Here is a 24,988-nt window from a genome sequence, read left to right as displayed (position 1 = left end):
GGCGATGAAGATTCAAGACGACGCCAAGCCGTATGACGACATCAACATCACGCCGATGCTCGATCTCGCCTATGTGCTGCTGGTCATCTTCATCATCATGACGACGGCGACGGTGCAGGGTCAGAAGGTCAATCTGCCGAAGGCCTCCACCGCGCCGAGCCTCGCCACCCAGACGACGAAGGCGATCACCATCGCCAACGACGGCAAGATTTTTCTCGACACGATTCCGGTCACGCTGCCGGAACTGGAGCAGCGGCTCATCCAGCAGAAGGCGCTCACGCCGGACTTTCCTGTCGTTCTGCGCGGCGACGCGCAGGCGCAATATCAGAGCGTGATGGATGTTCTCGATCTCTTGTCGCGCATCGGGCTCACGCAGGTGGGGCTCGCGACAAAACCACTCGTGAAATGAATGACGGCGCCGCGCGGGCGGCGCGGAACCGACATTCGGGAGAAGGCCGCCATGAATTCGCCGACCGAGAGAAGCACTCGTCCGCCTGCGCGAGCGGCTTTCGACGATCGCCGCGCCTATGCGGCGGTGGAGAAGGGCTGGTTCCGGCGCTACAGGGCCGCGACGGCGGTCGGCGCCGCATCTTTGTTGCTCGGCAGCGTCGTCGTCGTGCTGTCCGGGCATGAGGATTTGCCGCCGACACGTCAGATACGCGAGCTGTCGATCGTCAATATCGCGCCTCCGCCCCCTCCGCCTCCTCCGCGGCCGCCCGAGCAGAAGATGATCGAGCAGACGAAGATCGATCAGCCCGAGTTTCAGGATCAGAAGCCTCTCGAAGAACCGAGGAACGAGCCGATCAAGAACGCCAAGAATGACGAGCCTCCGGGGCCGCTGGCGCTCGACGCGAAGGGGAAGGGGCCCGGCGATATCCTCGGCAAGCCGGGAGGGAGTCCTTACGGCGGTTCCGGCGGCGGCGGTGGCGGCGGATGGGGCTCCTACGCGTCGATGGTGCAGTCGCAGCTTCGCTCGGCGCTCGAGGCGCACAAACGGACGCGCAAGGCCACGATGCGCGGCAATATCCGGCTGTGGGCGGATCAGTCGGGCCGTGTGATCAAGGTTCAGCTCAGCGGATCGACGGGCGACGCCGAGCTCGACGCGGTTCTCCGTAACGAGGTGTTCACCAATCTGACGCTGCGCGAGCCGCCACCGAAAGGAATGCCGATGCCGATGATCATCAGGATCACGGAGCAGCGTCCGAGCTGATGCGGGCAAACCGCCTATTGTAACCCGAGCCACGCGTATGGCGCTGAAGATCACTGGGGAGTTCGATGTTCGAGAGAAAGTCAGTAGCGCGTCGGCGTTCGTTGTTCCTCGTCGCCTATATCGGCGCATTTGTCTGCGTGGCGCCCGTTCTGGCCCAGGATTCGGGAGACGAGGAGACGAAGGAAACGAAATTGCCGAAGGTGTCGCGCGCCAAGCCGATATCGCCCAATGCGACAGTCAATCTGGTCAATCTTCTCGTCAAGCAGGGCGTGCTGACGGAAGAGCAGGCGAAATTGCTCATCGAGCAGGCCGCCAATGAGGCCTATGTACAGCGTCAGGCGGCGAAAGACGCGACGGCGAAGGCGGGCGAGGCGGCGAAAGTCGCGGCCGCCGCCGCGACGGCGGCCTCGCCGCCGGGCGCCAAGCATGTGACCTATGTGCCCGAAGTGGTGAAGCGGCAATTGCGGGACGACATCAAGAAAGAGGTCATGGCGCAAGCCGAGAAGGAGAATTGGGCCTCGCCGGGCAAATATCCCGAATGGGCGTCGCGCATCCGCTTCTACGGCGATATGCGGATTCGTTACCGGGGCATCTACTATCCCAGTGGAAACGATCAGGTCAACGCCGTCAATTTCAACGCGATCAATACCGGGTCGCCATACGACGTGAGCAACGCCAACGCCTATTATTATCCGACTTACGATGTCACGCAGGATCGCAATCAGTTTCGCTTCCGCGGCCGCCTCGGAATGCTCGCCGATCTTCATGAAGGCTTCTCGACCGGCTTGCGTTTCGCTGGCGGCGAGAACAACTCGCCAGTGTCTCAGAATCAGACCTTCGCCTACAATGGCGGCAATTTTTCGAAATATTCGCTCTGGATCGATCGCGCCTTCTTCAAATACCAGCCTATCCAGGAAATTTCTCTCACCGCGGGGCGCATGGACAATCCGTTCTGGTCTCCGACCGATCTCGTCTGGTATCGGGACTTGGGCTTCGACGGCTTCGCGGCGCAGGCGAGACACGAGGTCGTCGACGGCGTCACCGCCTTCGTCTCCGGCGGCGCCTTTCCGACGTTCAACACGGATCTGAATGCCGGAATCAACCTTCCGAGCTATGATCAGGGTCCGCCCACCAAGCTCCCGAGCCACGACAAATGGCTCTTCGCGGGGCAGCTCGGCGTCGCCGCCAAATTCGAGGAGAGCTATGCGTTCAAGGTCGCGGCCGCCTATTATGATTTCAGCAAGGTTCAAGGGCAATTGTCGAGCCCTTGTCGCGTCTATAGCGCGTCGGACGCGTGCAACACGGATCTGACGAGACCGTCCTTCGCGCAGCGCGGCAACACCTACATGCCGTTGCGCTCGATCATCGCCGACACTTCGAACAGCGGCGGCACGACCGGCCAATATCAATATTTCGGGCTCGCCCAACAGTTTCGGCCGGTCGTCGCCTCGGGCGAGATCGACTTCGGACATTTCGATCCGATTCACGTCGTGCTCGATGGCGAATATGTTCTGAACACGGCTTTCGACGGTCGGGTCAGGCCGGACATCCTCGCCAACAATCTGATCGGGGCGTTCCAGATCAGCCCCAACACGTGGTTCCCCGGCCATTACGTGGGCGGAAAATACGGCTATCTCGCGAGCGCCACGGTCGGACACAAGGACATCCGTCATCTCTGGGACTGGAACGTCTTCGCCGGCTACAAATATCTCGGGTCGGATGCGATGGTCGACGCATTCGTCGACGCGGACTTCGGACTCGGCGGCACCAATCTGAAAGGCTATTTCGTCGGCGCCAATCTGGGCGTCGGCGAGAATGTGTGGCTCGCGATGCGTTGGATGAGCGCCGACAACATCGCCGGCGTCCCTTATGCGGTCGATGTTCTGCATGTCGATCTCAACGGAAAGTTCTGATCCATGCGCATTCTGGCATTTTATGTCGCCGTGGCGCTCGCGGGTTCGTCGATGACGACGGTCGCGCGCGCCGACGTGGAAGCCGATCGCCTTCGCGAGGCGTTGCGCGGCGCGATCACGCAGCAGCGCGCGCTCGAGGACCAGCGCGCGGCGCTGCAGGCCAAGCTCACCGAGGCGGAGAGCGAGCGCGCGCGACTCAAAGAGCAGATCGGCGCGGCCAAGGCGGAAGTCAAGCAGGTCGAGAAGCAGCACCGCGAGGCCGTCGAGCAATTCAACCAGCGACTCGTCGAGCGGGACGAGACGCTGGAGAAATGGAAAGCGGCCTATGAGGAGGCAGCCGATGTGGCGCGCGCCAAAGACGCGGAGCGCGCGAAATTCGAGTCTCAGGCCGCCGCCCACAAGGCGAGCGTGAAGAGCTGCCGCGCGAAAAATGCGGAACTCGTGAAGCTCGGACACGAACTGCTGCAACGCTACGAGGCGGCGAACTTCGCCGATGTCGCCTTGGCGAGCGAGCCGCTCACTGGCGTGCGTCGCGTCGAAATCCAAAATCTGCTGCAGGACTACGGCGACAAAATTCACGATCAAAAGGTGACGCCATGAACAATGTATCGAGCCGGGTCGCGACCCTGTACGGCGCGGTCCGCGCTCTCGCGATCGGAGCGACGATGTCGGCGGCGATGTCCATGCCGTCGGAGGCTCTGGCGCAATCGCTGTTCGACGGCTTCGCGGCGCCGAAGCCGAAGCCGAGGCCGGCGCAGCAGGCGCCCTCGGCGAGCAAGCCGAAGCCGCCTGCGGAAAGCGCGGGCGTGAATGGAAAGACCTCGGAGGAGGTGGTCGCGCATGTCGGCGGCTCCGAGATCACGGCGAGTCAATTGCGCGCATATTTCGCGGCGCTCGGCGCGCGCGAGCAGGCCGCCATCGTCAAGGAGCCCGCGCTGCTCAGTCAGGCGGTGCGCGCCCTTCTCAATGAGCGGATCGTCCTCCAGGAGGCGATCGCCGAGAAATGGGATCAGCAGCCGCATATCGCGGCGCAGCTCGAGCAAGTGCGCGAGCGCGCCATCGTGGAGCTCTTTCTGCAATCGGTTTCGAACCCGCCGGCGAATTTCCCGAGCGAGGACGAGCTGCAAAAGGCCTATGACGCCAATCGAAGCGCCTTCGTCGTTCCGCGTCAGTTTCAGCTCGGCCATATATTCGTCTCGGCGCCGAAGGACGCCGACCGCGCGACGGAGGAAAAGGCCAAGAAATCGCTCGACGAGATCGAGCGCAAGCTGAAAGCGGCGGGGGCGGACTTCATGGCCGTCGCGCGTGCGGGAAACGAGGCGGCGGACGGCGGCGAGCCGGGCTGGGTGGCGGAAGGGCAGATTCGGCCCGAGATCCGCACGCGCGTCATGGGTCTGGCCAAAGGCGCGGTCTCGGAGTCGATCCATCTCGACGACGGCTGGCACATCGTCAAGCTGATCGACACGAAGGCGTCCTACACGCGCCCGCTCGCGGAAGCGCGCGACCAGCTCGCGCAGCAGATGCGCGCCGAACGGGCGAGCGCGCTGCGCCGCGCCTATGTCAACGAGCTGCTCAAGCGGCATCCGGCGGCGGTCAATGAAATCGCCTTGTCGAATCTGCTCGCCAGCGTTCCCAAATAATCTCCCGCGGAAGGGCGCTCATGTCTGAAACCCTCGTTTCCTCCCTATCGCTCGACGAGCTGCGGGATTTGCTCCAGCAGGCCGGCTACCGCGTCGAAGCCGCGACCGATCCGGTCGCCAATGTCCACTATCTGCGCTCGGCGACGAGCGGACTCGCTTTCGACATTCGCCCCGGCAACCGGCTGACGGGCGATGCGGAAGGGCGTTTCGCGGACGTCGCTTTCGTCTCCATTCTGCAAGTGAACGGCGAACTGCCGCGAGAGCTCGTCAACGGCTGGAATATCGCCCGGCGCTTTTCGCGACTGCAGCTCAGCGGTCCGTTCCTGGCGCTGTGCATGGATGTTTCCGTCGTCGGCGGCGTCACGCGGAGCCATGTTCGGGCCCATATCGAAATCTGGGATCGATTGGCGCAGGAACTCGTCGTCTATTTGCGCGAAGGGTTGCGCAGGCCGGAGGCGAATGGAGCCGATCTCGGCGTCGAGAGAGACGCGGCCGCCTCCGAACGGCTCGAGTCCTCGATAGAACTCGCCGGGCCGTCGTCGCACTGAATATTCTCGCAGGACATTTGGCATCATGAAAGCTCGCGTTTTCGTTCCCGAGTCCCGTGGATCCCGCCGCGGCTCGTCCGCAACCCGCCGCGACCCGAGAGAGTCGGCGATCCCGATGAAGGCGTTTTCGGGCCCGCTCTCGCGCCGCGTCCTGCTGGCCGGAGCGAGCGCGATCACCCTCTCGCTGTTCGTCCTGCACGGTCTCGACGACGCGGCGGCGCGGCCGCTCGGGGGTCCCCCGGGAGTGACGGCGGCGCCGACCGTCGCGGCGGACGCCGCGACGGCCGAAGCGCAGCAGGCCGCCGCCATCGCCAGGCAGAGCCAGGGAACTCTGACGCGCGCGACGCAGGCGATCCAAGCGATGCAAGCCGCGCAGGCGGCGGCGCGCGCGGCGGCCGCGGCGGCGACTTCCAACATAGCCGACGGGCTCAGCGTCGGCGGAAACGGCAAGCTGCCGGGTCTCGTGGTCGATCCGCGCGTCGGAACGACGCCGGGGCTCTGGATCAACGCCGATCTGCCGACGCAATCGGCGAGCAATGGCAAGACGACCGTCACCATCAAGCAGAACGCAGCGCAGGCGGTGATGACCTGGGCCTATTACAATGTGTCGCCCGATACGACGGTCGTCTACGACCAGCAGGGCAATCCGAGCTGGGTGGCGCTCAACCGCATCGACGCGACGGGCACGCCCAGCCAGATCCTCGGCCAGATCAAGGCCGACGGCACGGTTCTCATCATCAATCCGAACGGAATCATCTTCGGCGCCGGCGCGCAGATCAATGTTCACTCGCTGATCGCCTCCTCGCTCGACATAGACGGGACGACATCGTCGAGCGTCTTCAACACGGTCGCCGCCTACAATAAAATATCCCTGAATATCGAGGGGCTCGGCGACATCGCCGCCTATGCGCCGCCGAACGAGGTCGCGGCGAATAAAAATTTTGTCGGCAGCGACGCGGGGATGGGGCTGTTCACGATCGCGCCGCCGACCACCGGGGCGACGACCGGCTACGCCGCCGGCTTCGCCATGGGAACGATCGACGGCCAGCTCCCCGGAGCGACGGGAAGCGGCGCGATCGTCGTTCAGAAGGGCGCGTTCATCGAGACATCGGTGAATTCGACGGGTGACGGCGGCTATGCGGCGCTGCTCGGCTCCAAAGTAACGAATTCCGGCTCGATCACGACGAAGAACGGCCAGATCATCCTCGCCGCGCAGGGAACTGTGTCGCTCGCGGAGCCGCTTTCGACGGCGACCGGCGTGAACACCGCGATCACGGTCGGCACTTCCACGGGGACCATCAATACTGACGCGACCAAGTCTCCTGCTACGTCCTACGTGGGTTTGGTGACGAACGACGGTCTGCTGTCGGCGCCGAGCGGAAATGTGACGGCCATCGGCGGAACAATCCAGCAACTCGCCGTGCTGGCGGCGACCACCAGCGTGAACCGTACCGGCTCGATCAATCTCGCGGCTACCGACGGCAACGTCGTCTTCGGGCCGGACAGCGTCACCGCCATTCTGCCGGACGAAGAGAGCGGCGCGGTTCCGACGGGCACGGCGACGGCCGATTATTTCACGAGCAGCCTACAGCCGAAGATCACGATCTCCGGCGGAACCGCCGGCGGAACCGGCGTCGACTTCCAGCCCGGCTCGCTGCTGCGGGCGCCGAGCGCCGCCGTGAATCTGATTGGAGCCGATGTGCTGCTCGAGAGCGGCGCGACGATCGACGTCTCGGGTCTCGCCGATGTTCGCGTCCCGATCTCCAATTTCCTCGTGACCATCCTCGTCACGCCGAACGAGATCGCCGATTCGCCGCTCGCCGCCGCGCTCATCGGCAAGAGCGTGACGATCGACACGCGGCTCTCCGGCACGCGCTCGGATGGCCTCGCCTGGATCGGCTCGCCGATCGTGGACGCCTCCGGCTACGCCAAGCTGATCCCGAAGTCGATCGAAGAGGTCTTGACGGTCGGCGGCTCGGTGAGCGTCTCGGGGACGAATTTCATTCAAAAGCCCGGCTCCATCGTCGATCTCTCCGGCGGCTATGTGACCTACACGGGCTCGGCGGTGAGCACGACGCGGCTCGTCGGCGCGGACGGCCGTTTCTACGACATAGGGAGCGCCGATTATGGCATCCGCTATGTCGGCGTCACGGCCGGGAGCGGCTTCACGGTCGATCATGGGCGCTGGGGCGTCACCGAGACCTATGTCAATCCGCTGCTGAGCAGGGCGCCTTACGAACCGAGCTACATCGCCGGCGCCAGCGCCGGCTCACTGTCGATCGCATCGGCGCCGATCCTCGCGGGGACGACCCTCGGCGAGACGGTGACGGGGCTGCGCCAGCGCGCCAATGCGCAGGGCGGCGGGACGGCGGTTCAGACCTCGCTCGCGCAATTGCCGGCCGGCGCCTCGCTGACGATCATCTCGGCGAACGCCTCGGTGTCGAGCTATCTGCTCGAATCGAGCGCGGACGCCGGCGAGGATCCTTACGGCCTCGCCTCCTACAGCTATGGCTCGAGCTGGCGCGCGCCCTCCGTCATGCCGGTTCTGACCGATCGGCTGACCGAGACAGGCTTCGCCTCGGTCACGATCCAGGGCTCCGGGACCAATCAACCGACCGTGAACATGGCCACGGGCGCGGTTCTGCAGGTCGCGCCGGGCGGCTCGGTCACGCTCGCCAATGTCGAGTCGATCGACGGCTCGATCATCGCGCCCGCCGGAAAGATCACGCTCTCGGGCCATGTCTACGATAGCAACCTGGGCCCGAAATTGAACACGCCGGATCTGGTGATCGGATCACATGCGCTTCTCGATGTTCATGGGCTCTGGATCAACGACGCCGGGGCTGTCGGCGAGCAATTGCAAGGCTCCGCCTTCGTCAACGCCGGCTCGGTCAGCATCACCACCTTGTCCGCGGCCTTTCAGCTTGCGATTCACGGCAAGAACAATGTCGACGAGACTCAGAGCATAATTCTGTCGCCCGGCAGCGTCATCGACGTGTCGAGCGGCGGCTATGTCGGCTCCAATGGCAAATTGAAGCTCGGCTCAGATGGCCTGCCGATCGGCAAAGGCGGAAGTCTTTCCTTGGTCACTTACTCAGGTGCCTGGAGCAACGGAGACTCAAACGGGGCGTACTACGGAGCGCCGACGGCCGGCAATCAGCCGAATACTGCGACTGTGGTTTTGGACGGGACGATCTATTCCAACGGCTTCGGCGCGGGCGGAACCTTCACATTGCAGGCGCCGACGATCACCATCGACGGACAGACGAGCGCGATCACATCCTATACGTCCGGCGAGCGGTCGGGAGAGATCGTCCTGCCGGCGAGCTTCTTCACCGACAATGGTTTTTCGAATTATTCGCTGACCAGCGTCTATGGCAGCTCGACAGTGACCGCCGGCACGACCGTGCTGCTGCGACAGGCGAATTATCTCGCGTCGAACGAAGCGCTCTTGTCGTTGCCGACGGGCGCGTCGCTGCGCAATGTCGCGACGGTCGGCCTCGCGCCCGACGGCTTGCGCAATCCGGTGAGCTTCGCGCTGCAGGAAAATGGCTATGTCTACGGCGGAACGGGGCCGAGCACGACGGCCGGCACGCTGCTCGACACGGGCGCGCGCATCATCGCGGAAGCCAATGCGTCCAAGCAGGCGACGGTGATGCTGACGGCCGCCGGGCCTGTCACTGTTCTCGGCGAGATCATCGCGCCCGGCGGCGATATCGTTCTGGCCAACACGGGCAACAGCACGAGCGGCGCCAACGGGGCTCTGACGACGGTGGCGCCGCGGCAACTCACGATCGGCGCCGACGCCGTGCTGGATGTGAGCGGCGTCTTTGTTCCCGATCCAACGCAGACCGCCTATCGGACCGGCAGCGCGCTCGACGCCGGGACCATCACGCTCTACGGCTATTCGGTCACTGCGCAGAAAGGCTCGCGCTTCCTGCTCGACGGGACGTCGGCGGAGGTCGAGATTCCCTCCGGCGCGGGGCTGCTCGGGCCGAGCGTCGTCACGCAGAAGATTTGGAGCGACGGCGGCGTCCTGCAGATCGGCGTCAACCAGATTTCCACCCTCAATTTCGCCGGCTCGGTCAGCGCGCATGGCGGCGCGGAACTGGCGAATGGCGGCCTGTTTCGGATCGGAATTCCGGCGGCGAATGTGCCGAGCATTCTCTCCGGTCGCGGCTTGTCGGCGAGCAGCGGCTTTCTGGGCGCTCCCGGGTCGATCTATGTCGAGCCGGCGGGAGCCGTCGGCGCCGCATTGGCGTCGAATACGCCCTTCCAGGGAGGCGCTTTCGTCGGCGTCGACACGCTGACGGGCAGCGGCTTCGATACGATCGAGCTGAACGCTTTGACCACGGTCGCCTTTGTCGGATCGCAGTCGATCCAGGTGCGCGGATCGCTCATCCTCGGAGGCGACCTCACATTGTTGCCAGCGAGTGGCGGCGATCCATTGACCAACAGCGCCTCCTCGATCGGCCACACGAGGGTGGATTTGGCCGCGGGCTATGTGCAGCTCGGTCAGATCTCAACAGGAATTGCTCTGCCTGCTGCGACAGCGAGCGATGGATCGATAAATATTTCGGCGCAATGGATCGATATCGGCAATCCGAGCTACGGCGGTGCCGACACAGGCGCGACCGTCAATTTCCGTAACGCCGGTACGGTGACGCTCGCCAGCGACGACGCGATCCGGCTGATGGGATTTAATAGCTCTCAGTCGAGCAATAATAGTTTCACCGGCTCGCTCGGCGTCGCCGGGGATTTGACGCTGAAGGCGGCGGAAATCTATCCGACGAGCGGAACCAGCTTCACGCTGAAGGCCGGCGGCGCGATCACGATCGAGCAGACCGGCGTCGCCAGCCAGCCGCTCTCGGCCGGCGGGGCGATCATCGTCGACGCCAAGACTATCGTGCAGAACGGCACGCTCTGGGCGCCTTTCGGCCAGATCACGCTCGGCAATAAGACGACGACGCAGAGCGTCACCCTCGGCGCCGAGAGCCTCACCTCCGTCTCCGGCGCCGGAATGGTCGTCCCTTACGGCTATACAGTCGACGGCGAAAGGTGGTTCGTCGGCAATACGTCCTATTCGATTAAAAGTGGAGATTATACCGGCTTCAGCCTCACTTCGAGCCCGACCGAGGCGATCACGCTCAACGGCGCCGATGTCGCCACATCGGCCGGAGCCAGGGTCGATCTCGCGGGCGGCGGCGACTTCTACGCCAGCGAATTCGTCGCCGGCGTGGGCGGCAGCCGCAATGTGCTCGCCGGCTCCGCCGTCTACGCCCTCGTTCCGACCTCCTCGGCCAAGGTCGCCGCCTATGATCCGACCTTCGCCTATACACAAGGAGGCACGATCTTCAACTCCAGCCTGCTGAATGCGGCGGCCGGATCGGCGATCTATATTCCCGGCGGCAATGGCATAGCGGCGGGCTATTACACGCTGATGCCCGGCATGTATGCGACCTTGCCCGGCGCCTATCGCGTCACCGTCGCCTCCACATCGGTGAAGAGCGCGGCGACGCAGAGCTATGCGTCGATGGACGGATCGCTCTATGTGACCGGCAATTTCGCCAATGTCATCAGCGGGACGCGCTCCTCGCAGACCGTGCTGTTCCAATTGCAGTCGCAATCGACCTGGTCGCAATATTCGCAGATCGACATCACATCGGGCGCGCGCTTCATCCGCGATCGCGCGCTCACCGCCGGCACGGCCATTCCCGCCTCGCCGCTCGACGGCGGCGCCCTGACCTTCGCCGCCCGCAATTCTCTCTCCCTCGATCCGGGCAGCTCCTTCGGCTTCGCGGCGGGCTCGAGCCCGCTCGCGCCGGATATCGTCGGCGTCGGTGGCCAATTGGCGATCAGCGCCGCCAAGATTCTCGTGCTCGGCGCCAAGGATTCGGCGGTTCCGACCGGGTCCTCGGGATATCTGAAGCTCTACGCCGACCAGCTCGACAATGTCGGCGCGACCACTCTGCTGATCGGCGGCGCGTCGACCGTCGATTCCTCGGGCAATCTCGTGGTGACGGGCGTCGCGACCGACGTCGAGATCGCCAATGACGCCGAGCATCCGCTGAGCGCTCCGCAGCTTCTCATCGTGACCAAGGCGGGCGGCGACGGCGTTCGCGTCGACGACGGCGCCGCGATCTCCGCCGTCGGAACCGCGCCGAGCAGCGGCGAGCGGGCGATCACAATCTCCGGCGACGGATCGCTGCTGCGCGTCTCGACCGGCGCGATGGTCTCCGTCACGCGCAGCAACGCCACGGCGCAGAACGGTTCGATCCTGATCGGAACGGCGCCGGGAACGTCGACGCTCGTCGACGCCGCCATCGCCAAAGGCGTGACGATCGACGGGGTCGCCGCGCTGACCATCGATTCGAGCGGCGTCAATCGCATCGGCGCCGCCACGCTCATCGCCAAAGCTTTCGATCTCGCCGCCAAGGCGATCGATTTCGGCGGCGCCAGCGCCTCCGGCGGCCTCGCGCTGACCGATGCGAATATCGCCAATTTCGCCGGCGCCGATCTCCTTCGCCTGCGCAGCGCCTCGGCCTTCGATTTCCACGACGCCGGCGGCCTCTCCATCGGCGACGCCGCCCATCCGATCGCGCAGATCGTCTTCGACGGCGGCGGCTTCTACAGCGAGGGCGGCGAGACCAGCGTCTACGCCTCCAATATCACGCTGACCAACACGCAAAGCGCCTCGACGACGGCCAACGGCCTTTCGGGAAGCGACGGAAAGCTGAACTTCATCGCAAGCGAGACGATCACGCAGAGCGCCGGAACGATGACGGCGAACGGCGTCGGGACGATCACGCTGCAGGCCGGCAAATCGATCCGTTTCGTCGGCTCCGGCGCGCTGACGGCGGCCAATGGCGCCGGCGTCGCCGATGTCGTGCTGTCTTCGCCCAATGTCATCGCCGCCAAGGGCTCCACGCAGGCGCTGACGACGAGCGGCGCGCTGGCCATTCGCTCGACCGGCGCGGCGGCCCCCGTCGATGCGACCGAGATCGGCGGCTCCTTGTCGCTGACGGCCGCGAGCATCCTCGATTCGGGCACGATAACGGCGCTGGCGGGAAGCCTGTCGCTGACCGCCACGAAGGGCGATGTGACGCTCGCCGACGGGGCGCAGGTGAACGCCGCCGGCTCGCGCATCGTGCTCGGCTACAGCACGCAATACGCTCCGGGCGGCGCGGTGAAGCTCGTCTCGCAGGCCGGAAATGTAACGATCGCGAGCGGCGCGAAGGTCGATGTCTCGGCCGCCAAAAATCCGGACGGGTCGCTGGGCCCCGGCTATGCGGGCTCGGTCTCCATCAAGACCGCCGATACCGGAACCACGACGCTGCAGGGAACGCTCGACGGCTCCGCCAAATATAAGGACACGGGCGGAAGCTTCGTGCTGAGCACGGGGACGCTGGTCGGCGATCTGCCCTGGGGCGGCTTCACGCGCCGCTTCGGCGTATCCCTCTATCAGCCGAGCGACATCATCGTGCCGGAAGGCGTGACGTTGAACTCGCTCGAAGTGCTGCTCGTCGCCAATCGAGGCAGCATCGTCGTCGGCGGAACGATCGACGCCAGCGGCCCGGCGAGCGGCGGCGTCGCCCTCTATGGCGCGGGAACGAATACGACGGCCGCGGCCGATCCCGGCGCCACCGGCGTCATCATTCGCTCGAGCGCGCGGCTCGACACGCATTATGTCGCGGCGTCGGCGGATGATCCGGGCTACGCCAATGGGGAGAGCGCGCTGAATCAGCGCGGCGGAACGATCACGCTCGGCACGACGGGCGCGACCGACGGAACGGTGAACGCGACCTATGGCTATCAGAATGTGTCCGGCTCGGGAGCGATCGTCGTGGAGAGCGGCGCGGTCTTCGATGTGAGAGGCGGCCCGGGCGGCGAAGGGGTGGACAATACCGGCGGCGCGGTCGTGGTGCGCGCGCCGATCCTGACGAACGACAATGTCAATGTGAGCTTCAAGGGCACGCTCGTCACCAATGCCGACGCCAATGGAAACGCCAGCGGCCAGGGCGTCGTGCTCGACGCTTTCGCCGTGTGGAGCACGACCGATTCCTGCACGCTGATTTCGGGCGGCTGCGGCGCGATCACGAGCGCGGCGCAATATAATGCGCTGACGGCGGCGCAGCAGGCGCAGATGCAGCGGCATTTCGACGGGATCATCGACCCGGCCGGCTTTTTCAACGGATCGGGCGCGCGGATCATAACGGCGACATCCGGCCTCTATCCGAATTCGACCTATGCGTCGCCGGCCAGCGGCGCCTATTTGCCGCATGTCGGCTTCTATCAGAACACGCTGCTGAATTTCGTCCAGAATCCGTTCAGCGGCAATGCGGCGGCGGTGGCGGCCAATTTCGCGGGAGCCAAATTGCAGATCGGCGACAAGCCGGCGGCCGCTCTGCCCGCGAGCTCGCTGCATCTGCGGCCGGAGATCAATCTCGTCAATCCGTCGGCCGGGGTCAATGGCGGCAATGTGACCGTCGCCTCCAATTGGAACCTCGGCGCCGGCGTCTATAATACGGCGACGAGCGCCTTCAATCTCTTCTACCGCACGACCAACGGCGGCGAGCCGGGCGTGCTGACGCTGCGCGCCGTCAACAATATCCAGGTGAATGCGACGATCAGCGACGGCTTCTACGAGACGAGCGATCCCTTCTTCGCCGCCGCGGTCGCGAGCGGTCTGAAAGACCGGGGTCCCTCCCTCGCGGAGGCGGCGAGCAGTTACACTTCGCGGAGCACTTACGGCACATCGGACTATATGCCCGGGATGACGTCGATCGCCGAGCCGCCCACCTCTTTCCCGTCCTCCTATAATCAGCTCGAAAAAAACACTTGGTATGGGCTCTATTACTATGATTATTCGGGCGCCGCGCTCGCCAAAATCAACACTATCGGCCGCGGCGCGAGCTCGCTCTATATCACGACCAACGCTTCCGGCTCCGGAACATTCGACAATGATCCCACGCATTACTCGTCTTATGCCGCCTATGTGGCGGCCTATAACGCCAATTATGTGGGCTCGCGCTATGTCACGGGCGTCGCCGGCGTCCCGGACCAAGCGACGCAGACTTTCACGACGCCGGCGAGCTCGGTGAACGGCGTCACGCAAAATCTGACCAATTTCGACAATAATCCGACGCATTATCAGAGCTATGCCGCATATGCGAGCGCCTATCAGGCCTATGCGGCGAAAATGGGCGGCTATATCACGAGCTATTACGCCCTGTACAGTCAGGCGCCGGCCAATAGCGGCGTCGATCCGAGAACCTATCCTTCGACCATTCTCGCGCCTGTCCCGCCGGCCTATGGCAGCGTCTACGCCGGCGGGGCGATCGAAACCGCCGCGCAATTTTCGACCGACTATCACACCTATTATGCCGGAGACGTAACAACGGCCGTCTATTATAACTGGGCCGCTTACTACACCGGCGCCGCGAACAAGGTCGAGCCGGGCGGCGTCAACGGCAGAAACGACATCAGCACGGTCGGCAAGACGGCGCTGTGGCTCGGGGCGATGCCCTATCTTCCGACCATCGCGGAAACGCCCGAGATCGTCCTCGCGGGGAGCGCCGCGGCGGGACCCGGCAACGCCATCGCCAATAATCCCGCCAATAATGTCACGACCAACGACATCGGCGCATCGGTCACGATCGCGAATTACAACACCACTTCCGTGGCGACGCTGATGCCTGTGAGCTTCGGCGCCAGCTCGTCCTATGATTTCGTCGCCGGGGCTTATTTCGGCGCGGGCGGCGCCTCTTCGGTCGATCCCAATGCGACCGTCGCGCGGAGCGGCGCCGTCGATCCCAAGGCGCCGACGGCGAGCATTGTGATCGACGGACACACCTCCTATGCGGATCCGATCGCCCCAACGAAGACGGTCTATATTCCGACCATAGTGCGCACCGGCACGGGCTCGATCACTCTGGCGGCGGCGGGCAATGTGCAATTCACGGATCCGGTCGTTCAAGGCTCCGTCTACACGGCCGGGGCCGCCGCGACGACGCCCGCCGACTACACCGCGCCGATCCTCTCCAGCAGCTATAACGCAAATCCGAACGGGCTGCTCTCGACGCCGGCCTGGGGAACGGGCGGAGGGTCGATCATCGTCTCCGCCGGAGGCTCCATCATCGGCGTCGCCGCCGCGACGGTCCAGGAATTGTGGCCAGACTGGTTCTTTCACCTCGGCAAGTCGGACGGCGACAGCACGCCTTTCTCCGGCTGCTCCGTGGCCGGCTCCGCCGCCTGCCAGACTTCGGCCTGGGTCAATTATGCGAGCTTCTTCCAGAATTTCGGCGCGCTCGGCGGCGGCAATATCACGCTGCGGGCGGGCGGCGACATCACCGACGTCGCCGCCTCCATTCCGGAGACGCTCATCGTCGCCGGCGGCTTCACCGCCGCCGATCCGCCACACGCGATTTATTACGGCGGCGGCAATCTGCTCGTGCAGGCGGGCGGCGATCTCAATTCCAGCGCCTTTCTGGTCGGGCGCGGCTCCGGCCGCATCGAGGTCGGCGGCTCCGTGAAGCAGACTGTCGACAATCCGATCACCAGCGCGAAGGATGCGGCCCCCTATCCGCTGCTGCTGGCGGTCGAGGAGGGCTATGTCTCCGTCGCCGCCAAGGGCGATCTCACGCTCGGGACGCTGCTCGACCCGGCGACGGCGATGTATGGAAGAACAGGAGCCTACATTCCGTTCCTGATGACCGGTAATGGAATCTTCTCGTATTTGCCGGGAACAACCGCCACTACCGACACTTGGGGCAGTCCCTTCACCAGCTATGGCGCGCAGGCGGGGCTCTCGCTCTCGACCCTCGCCGGCGATGTGAATGCGATGACGGTGACGGCCGGCCGCAACGGGTTGGCGTCCACCTTGCTGCCGCCGCGCCTCGACATCGCCGCGCTGCAGGGTGATATCAACGTCGACGCCGGCGGCGTGCGGACGATCCTCGCCTATCCGACCGACAGCAACGGGCATGACACGGCGAGCCTGTCGCTCGCGGCGGCGGGCTCGATCAAAATCGCCAACAGCCTCACCGTGGGCGCTCCTCTGGCGACGCGGATCGTCAATTCCATCTCAGACGCAACCCAATCCTCATATATCAATCCGCTCGGCTACTCCTTCTACACGCTCGCGCCGTCGGAGCTGACGAACAGCGAGACGGTGCAGATCAGCGCGGGCGTGAATCTCGATGGGAGCCTCACCGTCGAGCGGCCGGCGCAAATCCTCGTCGGCCGCGACATAGGCAGCAGCGATCTGGGCGCCCTCAGCGGGTTCAAATTCACCGGCCTCAATTTCACCGATGCGGATGTGACCAGCGTCGTCGCCGGCCGTGATCTTACGGGCGAATATTATCTCTATGGCCCCGGCGCGCTGCTCATCGAGGCCGGCCGCAATATTCGCAAGCCGCTGGGCCGCGTGACGGGCGGCGCCTTCAGCGTCAACACGGGCGGCAATGGCTCCGGCGGCGGCAAGGAGTCGAATGGCGAGCTTGTGAAGCTGAAGAGCTATCTGCCGGCGGAAGGCGCGGACATATACATGCTCTATGGAATCGCCAATGGCGTCGATTACGCCGCGGCGATTTCGCATTATGTCGATCCCGCCGCGGCGGGGACGACCGGCATAGATTTCCTCTCCTTCATCGCGGCCAGCCTCGGCCAGTCGCGTGAAGAGGCCTGGACGACGTTCCAGACGCTCGACGCGACGCATCAGCATCTCCTGGTCGACAAGGCCTTTCTGCAATTCCTCACGCAGGTGGCGACGGATTATCGCAATGCGTCGAGCTCCTATTATCTGAAATATGGGCGCGCCTATGAGGCGATCGGGACGCTGTTCCCCAAGAGCCTCGGCTATGCGAATGACGGCAGCGGCGGCGCCGATCGCGCGGCGATCGGACAGCTCGTCATGCCCTTCTCGCTGGTCGAGACGCAAATGGGCGGCGACATCAATATTATCGGGCCCAATGGCGGCATTCGCGTCGGCTCGGCCGGACGCGACACGCTGAAGCCGAATCAGGAAGGCTTATTGACGCTGCGCGGCGGCGCGATCCGCATCTACACGGATCAGTCGGTGCTGGTGAATCAGAGCCGCATCATGACGCAGCAGGGCGGCAATGTGGAGATATTCAGCGGCAATGGCGACATAAATGCGGGCTCCGGGCCGAAGACCTATGTCTCCAATCCGGCGCTGAGCCAAGTGTGCCTGTATTTGAGCGGCTATTGCGCGGTCAATCCGCAGGGTCTCGTGACGGGCGCGGGCATTGGCGCGATCGTCACGCTGCCGACGCAGGACCCGAGCCTCTCCAACGCTTTCCTCTCGGCGCCGCATGGCACGGTGGATTTGGGCGCGGCCGGCGTGCGGGCCGCGGGCAATCTCACCATCGTCGCGCAGCGCGTCACCAACGCCTACAATGTTCAGGCCGGCGGAACCGTTTCCGGCTTGGCGACAGTGACGACCGGGCCGAATGTCGGCGCGCTGACCTCGGCCTCCAGCCAGGCGGGCGCGGCGGCCAAGGCGGTGGACACGCCGCAAGCCGGCGCCGGAGGCTCCGACGCGCCTTCGATCATCACAGTCGAAGTGTTGGGATATGGGGGCTCCGATCGCGCGCCGGAGAGCGAATAAGGCGGTCTCGCGATGTGTCGAAGCGAGGCCGTCGCCGATATCGCCGCATCGAGAATTCAGTCAGGCGGAAATCGATGGGTCGTATTGTGACAGAACGCTCGGCATCCGGACCGGCTCCGCTGATCGTGATCGGGGCGGGCGGTCATGCGAAAGTTGTCATCGAAGCGATCCGGGCGCAGGGACTTTTCGAGCCTGTCGGCTGCACCGATCCCAATGCCGGCGGCGCCAGAGTGCTCGGCGTCGAAATCATCGGCGGCGATGATCAGCTGGACGTGATGCGCGCCGACGGCGTGCGCCATATTTTTGTCGCTCTGGGCGACGGCCGTCTCAGAATGAGGATCGGCGCGGCTCTCCTGCAAAAGGGTTTCGTTCTGCCGAGCGTCATACATCCCGCGGCGACGATATCGCCGTCCGCCCGGATCGGGAGAGGAGTCGTCGTCATGGCTGGAGCCGTTATCAACGCGGAAGCCAGCATAGGAGACTTCGCCATCGTCAACACTCTGGCGTCGATCGATCATGATTGCGTGCTCGGCGCGGGCGTGCATGTGGCGCCGAGGACGGCCCTCGCGGGCTGTGTCCAGTTGGGCGAGGGCGTTTTTCTCGGCGTCGGCGCCGTCGTCAAGCCGAACGTCAAAATCGGAGATCACGCCGTGGTCGGCGCGGGCGGCGTCGTCGTGAGAGATCTGCCGCCGGGGATCGAGGCCGTAGGCGTGCCGGCAAAGCCGCGAAGCAAAAAGCCGTCGAGTGAAAGGTGAGTCCGCATGTCCTATTTCCACAAACGAATTCCGATCGCCAGCCCTGTGCTGGACGGAAACGAGATGCAGTATGTGCGGGAGTGCCTGGAATCGACTTGGATTTCCTCGCATGGAAAGTTCATCGACGCGTTCGAGCGCCGGTTCGCGGAGCTTTGCGGCGTCGAGCACGCGATCGCTTGCAACAATGGAACCACCGCCTTGCATCTGGCCCTCGTTTCGCTGGGCGTCGGCGCGGGTGACGAAATCATCGTCCCCGATTTGACTTATATCGCCACGGCCAATTGCGTCCGCTACTGCAACGCCGATCCTGTTTTCGTCGACTGCGAGCCTCGCACCTTCAACATCGACCCCGCCGCGATCGAGGCCAAAATCACTCCTCGAACCAAGGGCATCATCGTCGTTCATCTGTTCGGTCAGCCCTGCGACATGGATGAAATTCAAAAGATCGCCGATGCGCACGGCCTCTTTATCGTGGAGGATGCGGCGGAAGCCCATGGCGCGAAATACAAGGGGCGTCCGGTCGGGAGCTTCGGCAAGTGCGCGACTTTCAGCTTTTTTGGAAATAAGATCGTCACGACCGGCGAGGGCGGAGCGGTCGTGACGGACGATGATGAATTGGCGAGCAGACTTCGTCTGCTCAGAGGTCAGGGCATGGATCCGGAGCGGCGATATTGGTTTCCAGTGATCGGCTATAATTATCGCATGACCAATATTGCCGCCGCTATCGGCCTGGCGCAGCTGGAGCGCGTCGATCGGGCGCTCGCATTCAGAAGGCGGCTCTCGGCGTGGTACGACGAAGCGCTCGCCGATGTCGACGTCATCCGTCCCTATGTCGAGCCTTGGGCGGAACACTCGTTTTGGATGTACACGATCAAGATGGCGCCGGATGCGGCGCTCTCTCGTGACCAAGTCCTGGCGGCGCTCGACGCTCACGGAATAGAGACGCGACCGGTATTTTATCCCATGCATGTCCTGCCGCCGTACCGGCAGTCCGGGCATGATCTGCGAAACGCGGCCGATTGCGCGGAAACGGGCCTGAGCCTTCCCACTCACGAGAGGTTGACCCGAGCGGATGTGGCGCGCATTTGCGATGTCTTGCGTCGTGCATTGACGCCGGAGCGCCAATTACTGCATGTGCGGCCGTGATTGCGGGCGTCGGAAACATGTTCGGAAACCTCGCCGACGGACAATCTATGGCTCCATGCCGTCAGACGCGCGTTCACTGGTGGAAAGCCGGGAGGACGGCGGCCGAGTCGTCATGCCTCGAGGCGCCGCCGGCATGACCTTTTTCGGGCCCGATATCCCGCGTTCCGCCAGCCTCGTCGCATCGGTTTCACAATAGAGCCGCAAGAAGGAGCCGAAGGCGTCATCGCGATATGCGACGTCTGCTTCGGCCTGAGGACACCGTGTTGCGCGCACGAGAGAAATCGAACTTCCTTCAATACACTTCGGCTACCAATTCCGGCGCTATGCCGCGACCGGTGGATTTGCCGTGAAGAGGGACATCAGCCTCGTGAGCGACATCCGATGACAGTGTCCCATCACGATCGCGCGACATCGGACCGCCCTCTACGGCGCGTCTCATACGGCGACGGCTATCGACGCCATTACATTGCTATTCGTCGACGCTCCTCGCGTTCGAGCCTCAGCGAAAGGTCTGCTTGAAAATGCATGGTGAACGAACAGTCTATGTGGATGCGCGTTGTCTGCAGCAGGCCGATTATAGAAATCGAGGAATCGGGCGTCACTTTCGGGGCTTGTTGAAGGCGATCCCCTCGGATTTGCGCAGCGCGACCAAATTGGTCGCGCTCGTGGATCCGGCCGAGCCGATATTGTCGCTGTCGGATGTCGCGATCTTCGATGAAGTGACGGACCGGTTCGTTCCCGTCGACAACGCCATTTTATTCAACGGCGCGCCGCTGAATAATGGCGAGAGATGGAGAGTCCCGCCGGGCTCGCATGTGATTCGCGTCGGCATCGTCCATGATTTCATCGCCCATGATTTCCCAGGCCTCATCCGCTCGGACTCGCTCGCTCGCTCATTGCTGCGGAACACGCTCGAGCTGCGCTCGTACGATCTTCTCCTTCCGAATTCGCAAACCTCCGAAAATCGACAAAAGGCGCTCGTGTCCAGCTCGATCGCCTCGATCGTGACGGGCATTGTCGTCAAAGACGATTTTTTCGCATCGGAGAGGCGTGAGGTTTCGCAATATGAATTCCCTGACCGCTTCTTTCTCGTGGCGGCCGGCGACAATCCGCGCAAAAACGTGGAAACGGCGATCAAGGCGTTCGGACGAGGCGCGTCGACTTTCGGCGGCGCGCATCTGATCATCGTAGGGGGCTATGATTGGGCGGCGCAGGCGCGTGTGCGCTCCTCGGTCGGTCCGATAGAGGCCGTGGACTGGTCCCGGGTGCATTTCCTTCCGCATGTCAGCGACGACACGCTAGCCGAGGGGTACCGTCGCGCGGTCGCGACCATCGTCCCTTCATTCATCGAAGGCTTTTCTATGCCGATCGTCGAGGCGATCGCTTCCGGCGGAATTGTGATCGCTTCTTCATGCGAAGCTCACCGAGAACTCGTCGAATTTCCCCTGTTCGACCCGAAATCCGCGGACGAGCTCGCCGAGCTCATGACGTCCAGCGCGAATGATGCCGCTTGGCGCGCAAAAGCCACAGCGCTTCAGAAGGGCGCGGCGGACCGGTTTCGGTCCGAGGCGATCGGAGATCGCGTCTGGCCGCAGATATTGTCTTTCCGTCGCAGCGCTCCTTCGTCGGCCGACGTCGGCCCTCGAACGGAGGTCTCCGCTCGGCGACGTGGCGACCGTCCGAATATTCTTTTCGTGACGCCATATCCGCCGGAGGCCACGGGCGTCGGTCAGCTTCATGCCGAAGGTATGCCGGCGTTTCTGGAGCGGGCGGACGTCACCGTCGCCACGCTGAAGGCTCCCCGGCGAGCCATGGGCGTGAGGCATCCGAGAGTCATCCGGCCGGACGACATTATCTTCTCGGATTATGATCGCATCTTCTATGTGATCGGAAACGCATTGTACCACACCTTTGTCCACGACATGCTTCTCGAGCGCGGAGGCGAGGTCATTCTGCACGATTCTCGGCTGTTCGAATATTACTTGAACGTGCGAGGAATCGAGCGGACCGCCAAGATGGCCGGAGCGGCGCTGGGTCGACAAGTCGGCCAGGAAGAGGTGAGCGCATGGGAGAAAGATCGCCGAAAACTGCCGACGCCGATGCTGGACGAGGTCGTCGAAGCGAGCAGTCGGCTATTCGTATTTACGCCGACGCAGCAGCAGGCCATTCGGCAGTTTTACGGCAAGGAGGCTATTCTCCAGCCTATTCCCCTGCATATCGGCTTCGAGGAGGCTCTTTTCACGCCCCGACGCATGGCCGCGGCCAGGAACAATGTCGGATTCAATTCCAACGCGCTCGATATCTGCTCCTTCGGTTCGGTGGACGCGAGCAAGGGATGTTATGAAATTCTGCTGCTTCTGAATCAGCTTCGAGCTTATGGTTGCAAGGCGAAGCTGCATTTCGTGGGCGCGTGCGACCCGAATCTGGAAGCGCGCATGAAGGAATTGTTCATCGGGCCGTTGGGGATGACGGATTTGGTGTCCTTCCATGGAGCGGTAAAGCAGGATGTCTATACCGATTTTCTTCTGGCGGCCGACTTGGGAATACAGTTTCGGCGCGTGGGATTCGGTCAACCGTCGGGCGCGCTCACGGAATGCATCGCCACGGGCGTCTGGACGATCGCCAATGACGCGCTCGTCGACGCTCATCGGGCGCCACATTACGTCAGACGCGTCTCGGATCGCTTGAGCCCGCTATCGATCGCGCTCACGATTCTCGAGCTCATGGACGAGGTCGACATCTCGGTTCGGGACCATGAGGCTCGCGTGAAAGCCCAGGAGGGCCGCAGTTGGCGCGACTATGTCGCCTCCGTTTTGGACGTCTAGACCGGATAGGAAAAAATCGTGGACGCTCGGATCACCAACTATCTTCTCGAAGGCGCCGTGCTCTTCGACCTGACCGGCTTTTTCGCGGACCCGATGCGAACCGGCGTCCAGCGAACGGTCTATGAATTGTTCCGAAATTGGCCCGACCGGGGATTGACCCCGGTGATCTTCCATCCCGACGGCAGGGTCCGTGTCCTTCCTCATTACACACTCGAAGAGATGGCGCTGTTTTTCGACAAGCCGTCTTCGCAGGTCAAACGAGCGGTGGAGAAAGGCGGAGAGGCGCATGTCAGCGCGGAGGCGGTGGCGCGCCTCGAAATTTATGTCGCCACGCAAGGCGTTCTATTGCCCACGGGGGACGCGTTGGAGGCCTGTCGAGCCGTGCTGGCCGCGGAGATTTTTTTCGATCATCGCGTGCCGACCTTTGGCGATCTCATCGAAAGCAATCAGTCGAAATTTTTCCTTCTCGGCTATGATCTCCTTCCATTCCTGCGCCCCGAGTATTTTCCGGCCCTCGACTGGGCCGACGCCGGCGCATTGCTCGGCTATCTCCACATCATCCGGCGCGCCGAGAATATCGCCGGCATCTCCCATGCGACCGTGGCGGAGCTGCGTCGCGCGCGCAGACGGAAACCGGACGACGACATCCGATTGTTTCCGCTCGGCGCGGATGCATTCGGCCGGCGGCAGTCGCGTCCGGCTCCCGCGGAGCCGACCTTCGTCATTCTCGGCAGCGTCGAGCCGCGCAAGACCCCGGTCGAAACCCTGGTCGCGCTCGATCGTCTCGCATCGGAAGGCAAAGCGTTCAAGGTTCTGCTGATCGGGAGACGGAGAACGCTCGCGCCGGATCAGCAAGCGACGATGGAGCGCATTTTGAGTCGCGCGAGCTGGCTCGAATGGCGCGAGGGGATGACCGACAGCGAAGTTGCGACGGCGATCGCCGATGCAACGGCCGGCATATGCCTGTCGGCTGTCGAGGGTTTCGGTCTCGCTCCGCTGGAATGCCTCAATCTGGGTGTTCCCGTGATCGTTTCGGCGGACATTCCCTCTTTGCGGTTCGTCGGTCCGGAAGGGCAGATTCGTCTGGATTCGCGGAGCCCGGAAGCGATCGCATCCGCGGTGGAGCGGCTCCTCGACCAGGCGGAGGCCGCACGCTTGCGGGATGGCGCGAGCCGATGCGCTTTGCCGCTCTGGTCGACATGCGCGCGCGATATGGCTGGATGGATCGACGAGATCATCGGCACGGCCGAAGAAGCGAGCGACTTCTGGGCTCGCGTGAAGCGGCTGAAATTCGCGTCCGAGGCCAAGAACGCGCCCATGGAATGGGCATCCGCCATGCTGTTCGAGGCCGTGGTCGGAAGGGAGCCGACGCTGATCGACTATGATCGTATCAAGGGGACGCTCGACGAACCGAATTGCGATCGCGCGACAATCGCATTGTCGATCGCCATCATGCTCGGTTCGGGGCCACGCGCTCCATTTCCGATCATCGATGCGATCCTGCGTTCGGAAATCGCGGCGGACTTTCCCACGCTTCCCGATCGGGTCGCGCCTCCCGACGAACGCGTTCACGAATTGCTTATGTCGGTCTATTCCGCCCCCAGTGGGGACACGTTCGCGCAGCGCCTTTGCCTGGAGCTCTTCAATCGCCTTCCGGAGGAGGCGGACATGGCGCGCATCCTCCGCCCCGAGGTATCGAAGGTAGAAGCGATTATGGCCGAGGTGTCGTCGGAGGCGTTCCAGTCGCTTCGCAATAAGCCTTGTGACCCGGATGTTCTCTGGAGCTTCCTGCTCCAGGATATCGAGCGTGACGATTATCTCGCGCCACTGCTCGCCATGCAGGGCAAGCAGCTGATAAACGAAGGATACAGAAGAATTTTGGGGAGAGTTCCCGATGTCGTCGGGTTCAGAAATTGGTCTGCGGCTCTCGCATCTCGGCGCCTCGGCGGCAAAGACATGATCCTCGAATTGTCATCCTCCGAAGAGTATCTCTATAAAGATCCCGATGCGAGACTGACCAGCCGCGCTTTGGCGCGCGTCGAATTCGGAACTGGCGCCCTCGCGGACGCGCCCGTCCCCGAGAATGCCGTCGGCTCGGCGGTCTAGCCGGAATATCGGTCGAGCAAGCTCGTCGTCCTCGCGCGCTCTCCCGAGCAATAATCGGCGATGGACCGAAATTGTTTTTCGCGTAGCGGCTTCTCTACGGCGTGTCGAGTCCCGGCGGTCGACGCGCCCGAGGGCCGCATCGGCTCGCCCGGATGACGAAAATGTTATTCGCATGTTCAGAAATATCGACGGCTTCAGGCGGCAACCGGGCGCGCCT

11 protein-coding genes are annotated in these 24,988 nt (G+C 63.6%); all 11 read left to right on the top strand.

The features are described 5' to 3' along the window. Nucleotides 1–4: 4 nt before the first annotated feature. The 11 genes from KP010_RS01585 (at nt 5) to KP010_RS01535 (ending at nt 24,771) form a co-directional block, all read left to right on the top strand. A complete protein-coding gene (locus KP010_RS01585; protein WP_142861703.1) occupies nt 5–409 on the top strand; it encodes a biopolymer transporter ExbD in 405 nt (134 codons plus the stop codon). Nucleotides 410–460: 51 nt separating this feature from the next. After that, the gene (locus KP010_RS01580) at nt 461–1,210 is read left to right on the top strand and encodes an energy transducer TonB (protein WP_253203519.1); all 750 of its coding nucleotides are present in this window, start codon (nt 461–463) and stop codon (nt 1,208–1,210) included. Nucleotides 1,211–1,275: 65 nt separating this feature from the next. Beyond that, nucleotides 1,276–3,123, top strand: coding sequence for a putative porin (locus tag KP010_RS01575; protein ID WP_216280317.1), 1,848 nt, complete (start codon nt 1,276–1,278; stop codon nt 3,121–3,123). A gap of 3 nt (nt 3,124–3,126) precedes the next feature. Then, on the top strand, nt 3,127–3,723 hold the full coding sequence (locus KP010_RS01570) for a hypothetical protein (protein WP_216280316.1): 597 nt from the start codon (nt 3,127–3,129) through the stop codon (nt 3,721–3,723). Then, nucleotides 3,720–4,763: a peptidyl-prolyl cis-trans isomerase gene (locus tag KP010_RS01565; protein WP_216280315.1), complete on the top strand. Its 1,044-nt coding sequence runs from the start codon at nt 3,720–3,722 to the stop codon at nt 4,761–4,763. The genes KP010_RS01570 and KP010_RS01565 overlap by 4 nt, the downstream gene beginning before the upstream one ends. Before the next feature lie 20 nt (nt 4,764–4,783). Continuing rightward, nucleotides 4,784–5,311, top strand: coding sequence for a YbjN domain-containing protein (locus KP010_RS01560; RefSeq protein ID WP_159289023.1), 528 nt, complete (start codon nt 4,784–4,786; stop codon nt 5,309–5,311). Nucleotides 5,312–5,426: 115 nt separating this feature from the next. Then, the gene (locus KP010_RS01555) at nt 5,427–17,939 is read left to right on the top strand and encodes a filamentous haemagglutinin family protein (RefSeq protein ID WP_216280314.1); all 12,513 of its coding nucleotides are present in this window, start codon (nt 5,427–5,429) and stop codon (nt 17,937–17,939) included. Between the two features lie 74 nt (nt 17,940–18,013). Next, nucleotides 18,014–18,694: an acetyltransferase gene (locus KP010_RS01550; protein WP_216280313.1), complete on the top strand. Its 681-nt coding sequence runs from the start codon at nt 18,014–18,016 to the stop codon at nt 18,692–18,694. Nucleotides 18,695–18,700: 6 nt separating this feature from the next. After that, entirely contained in the window at nt 18,701–19,840 is a 1,140-nt protein-coding gene (locus tag KP010_RS01545) for a DegT/DnrJ/EryC1/StrS family aminotransferase (RefSeq protein WP_216280312.1), read from the top strand. 545 nt (nt 19,841–20,385) lie between these two features. After that, a complete protein-coding gene (locus KP010_RS01540; RefSeq protein ID WP_216280311.1) occupies nt 20,386–22,665 on the top strand; it encodes a glycosyltransferase in 2,280 nt (759 codons plus the stop codon). Nucleotides 22,666–22,683: 18 nt separating this feature from the next. Next, on the top strand, nt 22,684–24,771 hold the full coding sequence (locus tag KP010_RS01535) for a glycosyltransferase (RefSeq protein ID WP_216280310.1): 2,088 nt from the start codon (nt 22,684–22,686) through the stop codon (nt 24,769–24,771). The last annotated feature ends 217 nt before the right edge of the window (nt 24,772–24,988 follow it).

The sequence above is a fragment of the Methylosinus sp. KRF6 genome, assembly GCF_018887255.1.
GTDB lineage: Bacteria > Pseudomonadota > Alphaproteobacteria > Rhizobiales > Beijerinckiaceae > Methylosinus > Methylosinus sporium.
This window is presented reverse-complemented; position numbering and strand designations above follow the sequence as displayed.

What these genes read in the sequence shown, in the direction of transcription:
- KP010_RS01585 (WP_142861703.1), top strand. Translation starts at nt 5, where the DNA reads ATGAAGATTCAAGACGACGCCAAGCCGTATGACGACATCAACATCACG.
- KP010_RS01580 (WP_253203519.1), top strand. Translation starts at nt 461, where the DNA reads ATGAATTCGCCGACCGAGAGAAGCACTCGTCCGCCTGCGCGAGCGGCT.
- KP010_RS01575 (WP_216280317.1), top strand. Translation starts at nt 1,276, where the DNA reads ATGTTCGAGAGAAAGTCAGTAGCGCGTCGGCGTTCGTTGTTCCTCGTC.
- KP010_RS01570 (WP_216280316.1), top strand. Translation starts at nt 3,127, where the DNA reads ATGCGCATTCTGGCATTTTATGTCGCCGTGGCGCTCGCGGGTTCGTCG.
- KP010_RS01565 (WP_216280315.1), top strand. Translation starts at nt 3,720, where the DNA reads ATGAACAATGTATCGAGCCGGGTCGCGACCCTGTACGGCGCGGTCCGC.
- KP010_RS01560 (WP_159289023.1), top strand. Translation starts at nt 4,784, where the DNA reads ATGTCTGAAACCCTCGTTTCCTCCCTATCGCTCGACGAGCTGCGGGAT.
- KP010_RS01555 (WP_216280314.1), top strand. Translation starts at nt 5,427, where the DNA reads ATGAAGGCGTTTTCGGGCCCGCTCTCGCGCCGCGTCCTGCTGGCCGGA.
- KP010_RS01550 (WP_216280313.1), top strand. Translation starts at nt 18,014, where the DNA reads ATGGGTCGTATTGTGACAGAACGCTCGGCATCCGGACCGGCTCCGCTG.
- KP010_RS01545 (WP_216280312.1), top strand. Translation starts at nt 18,701, where the DNA reads ATGTCCTATTTCCACAAACGAATTCCGATCGCCAGCCCTGTGCTGGAC.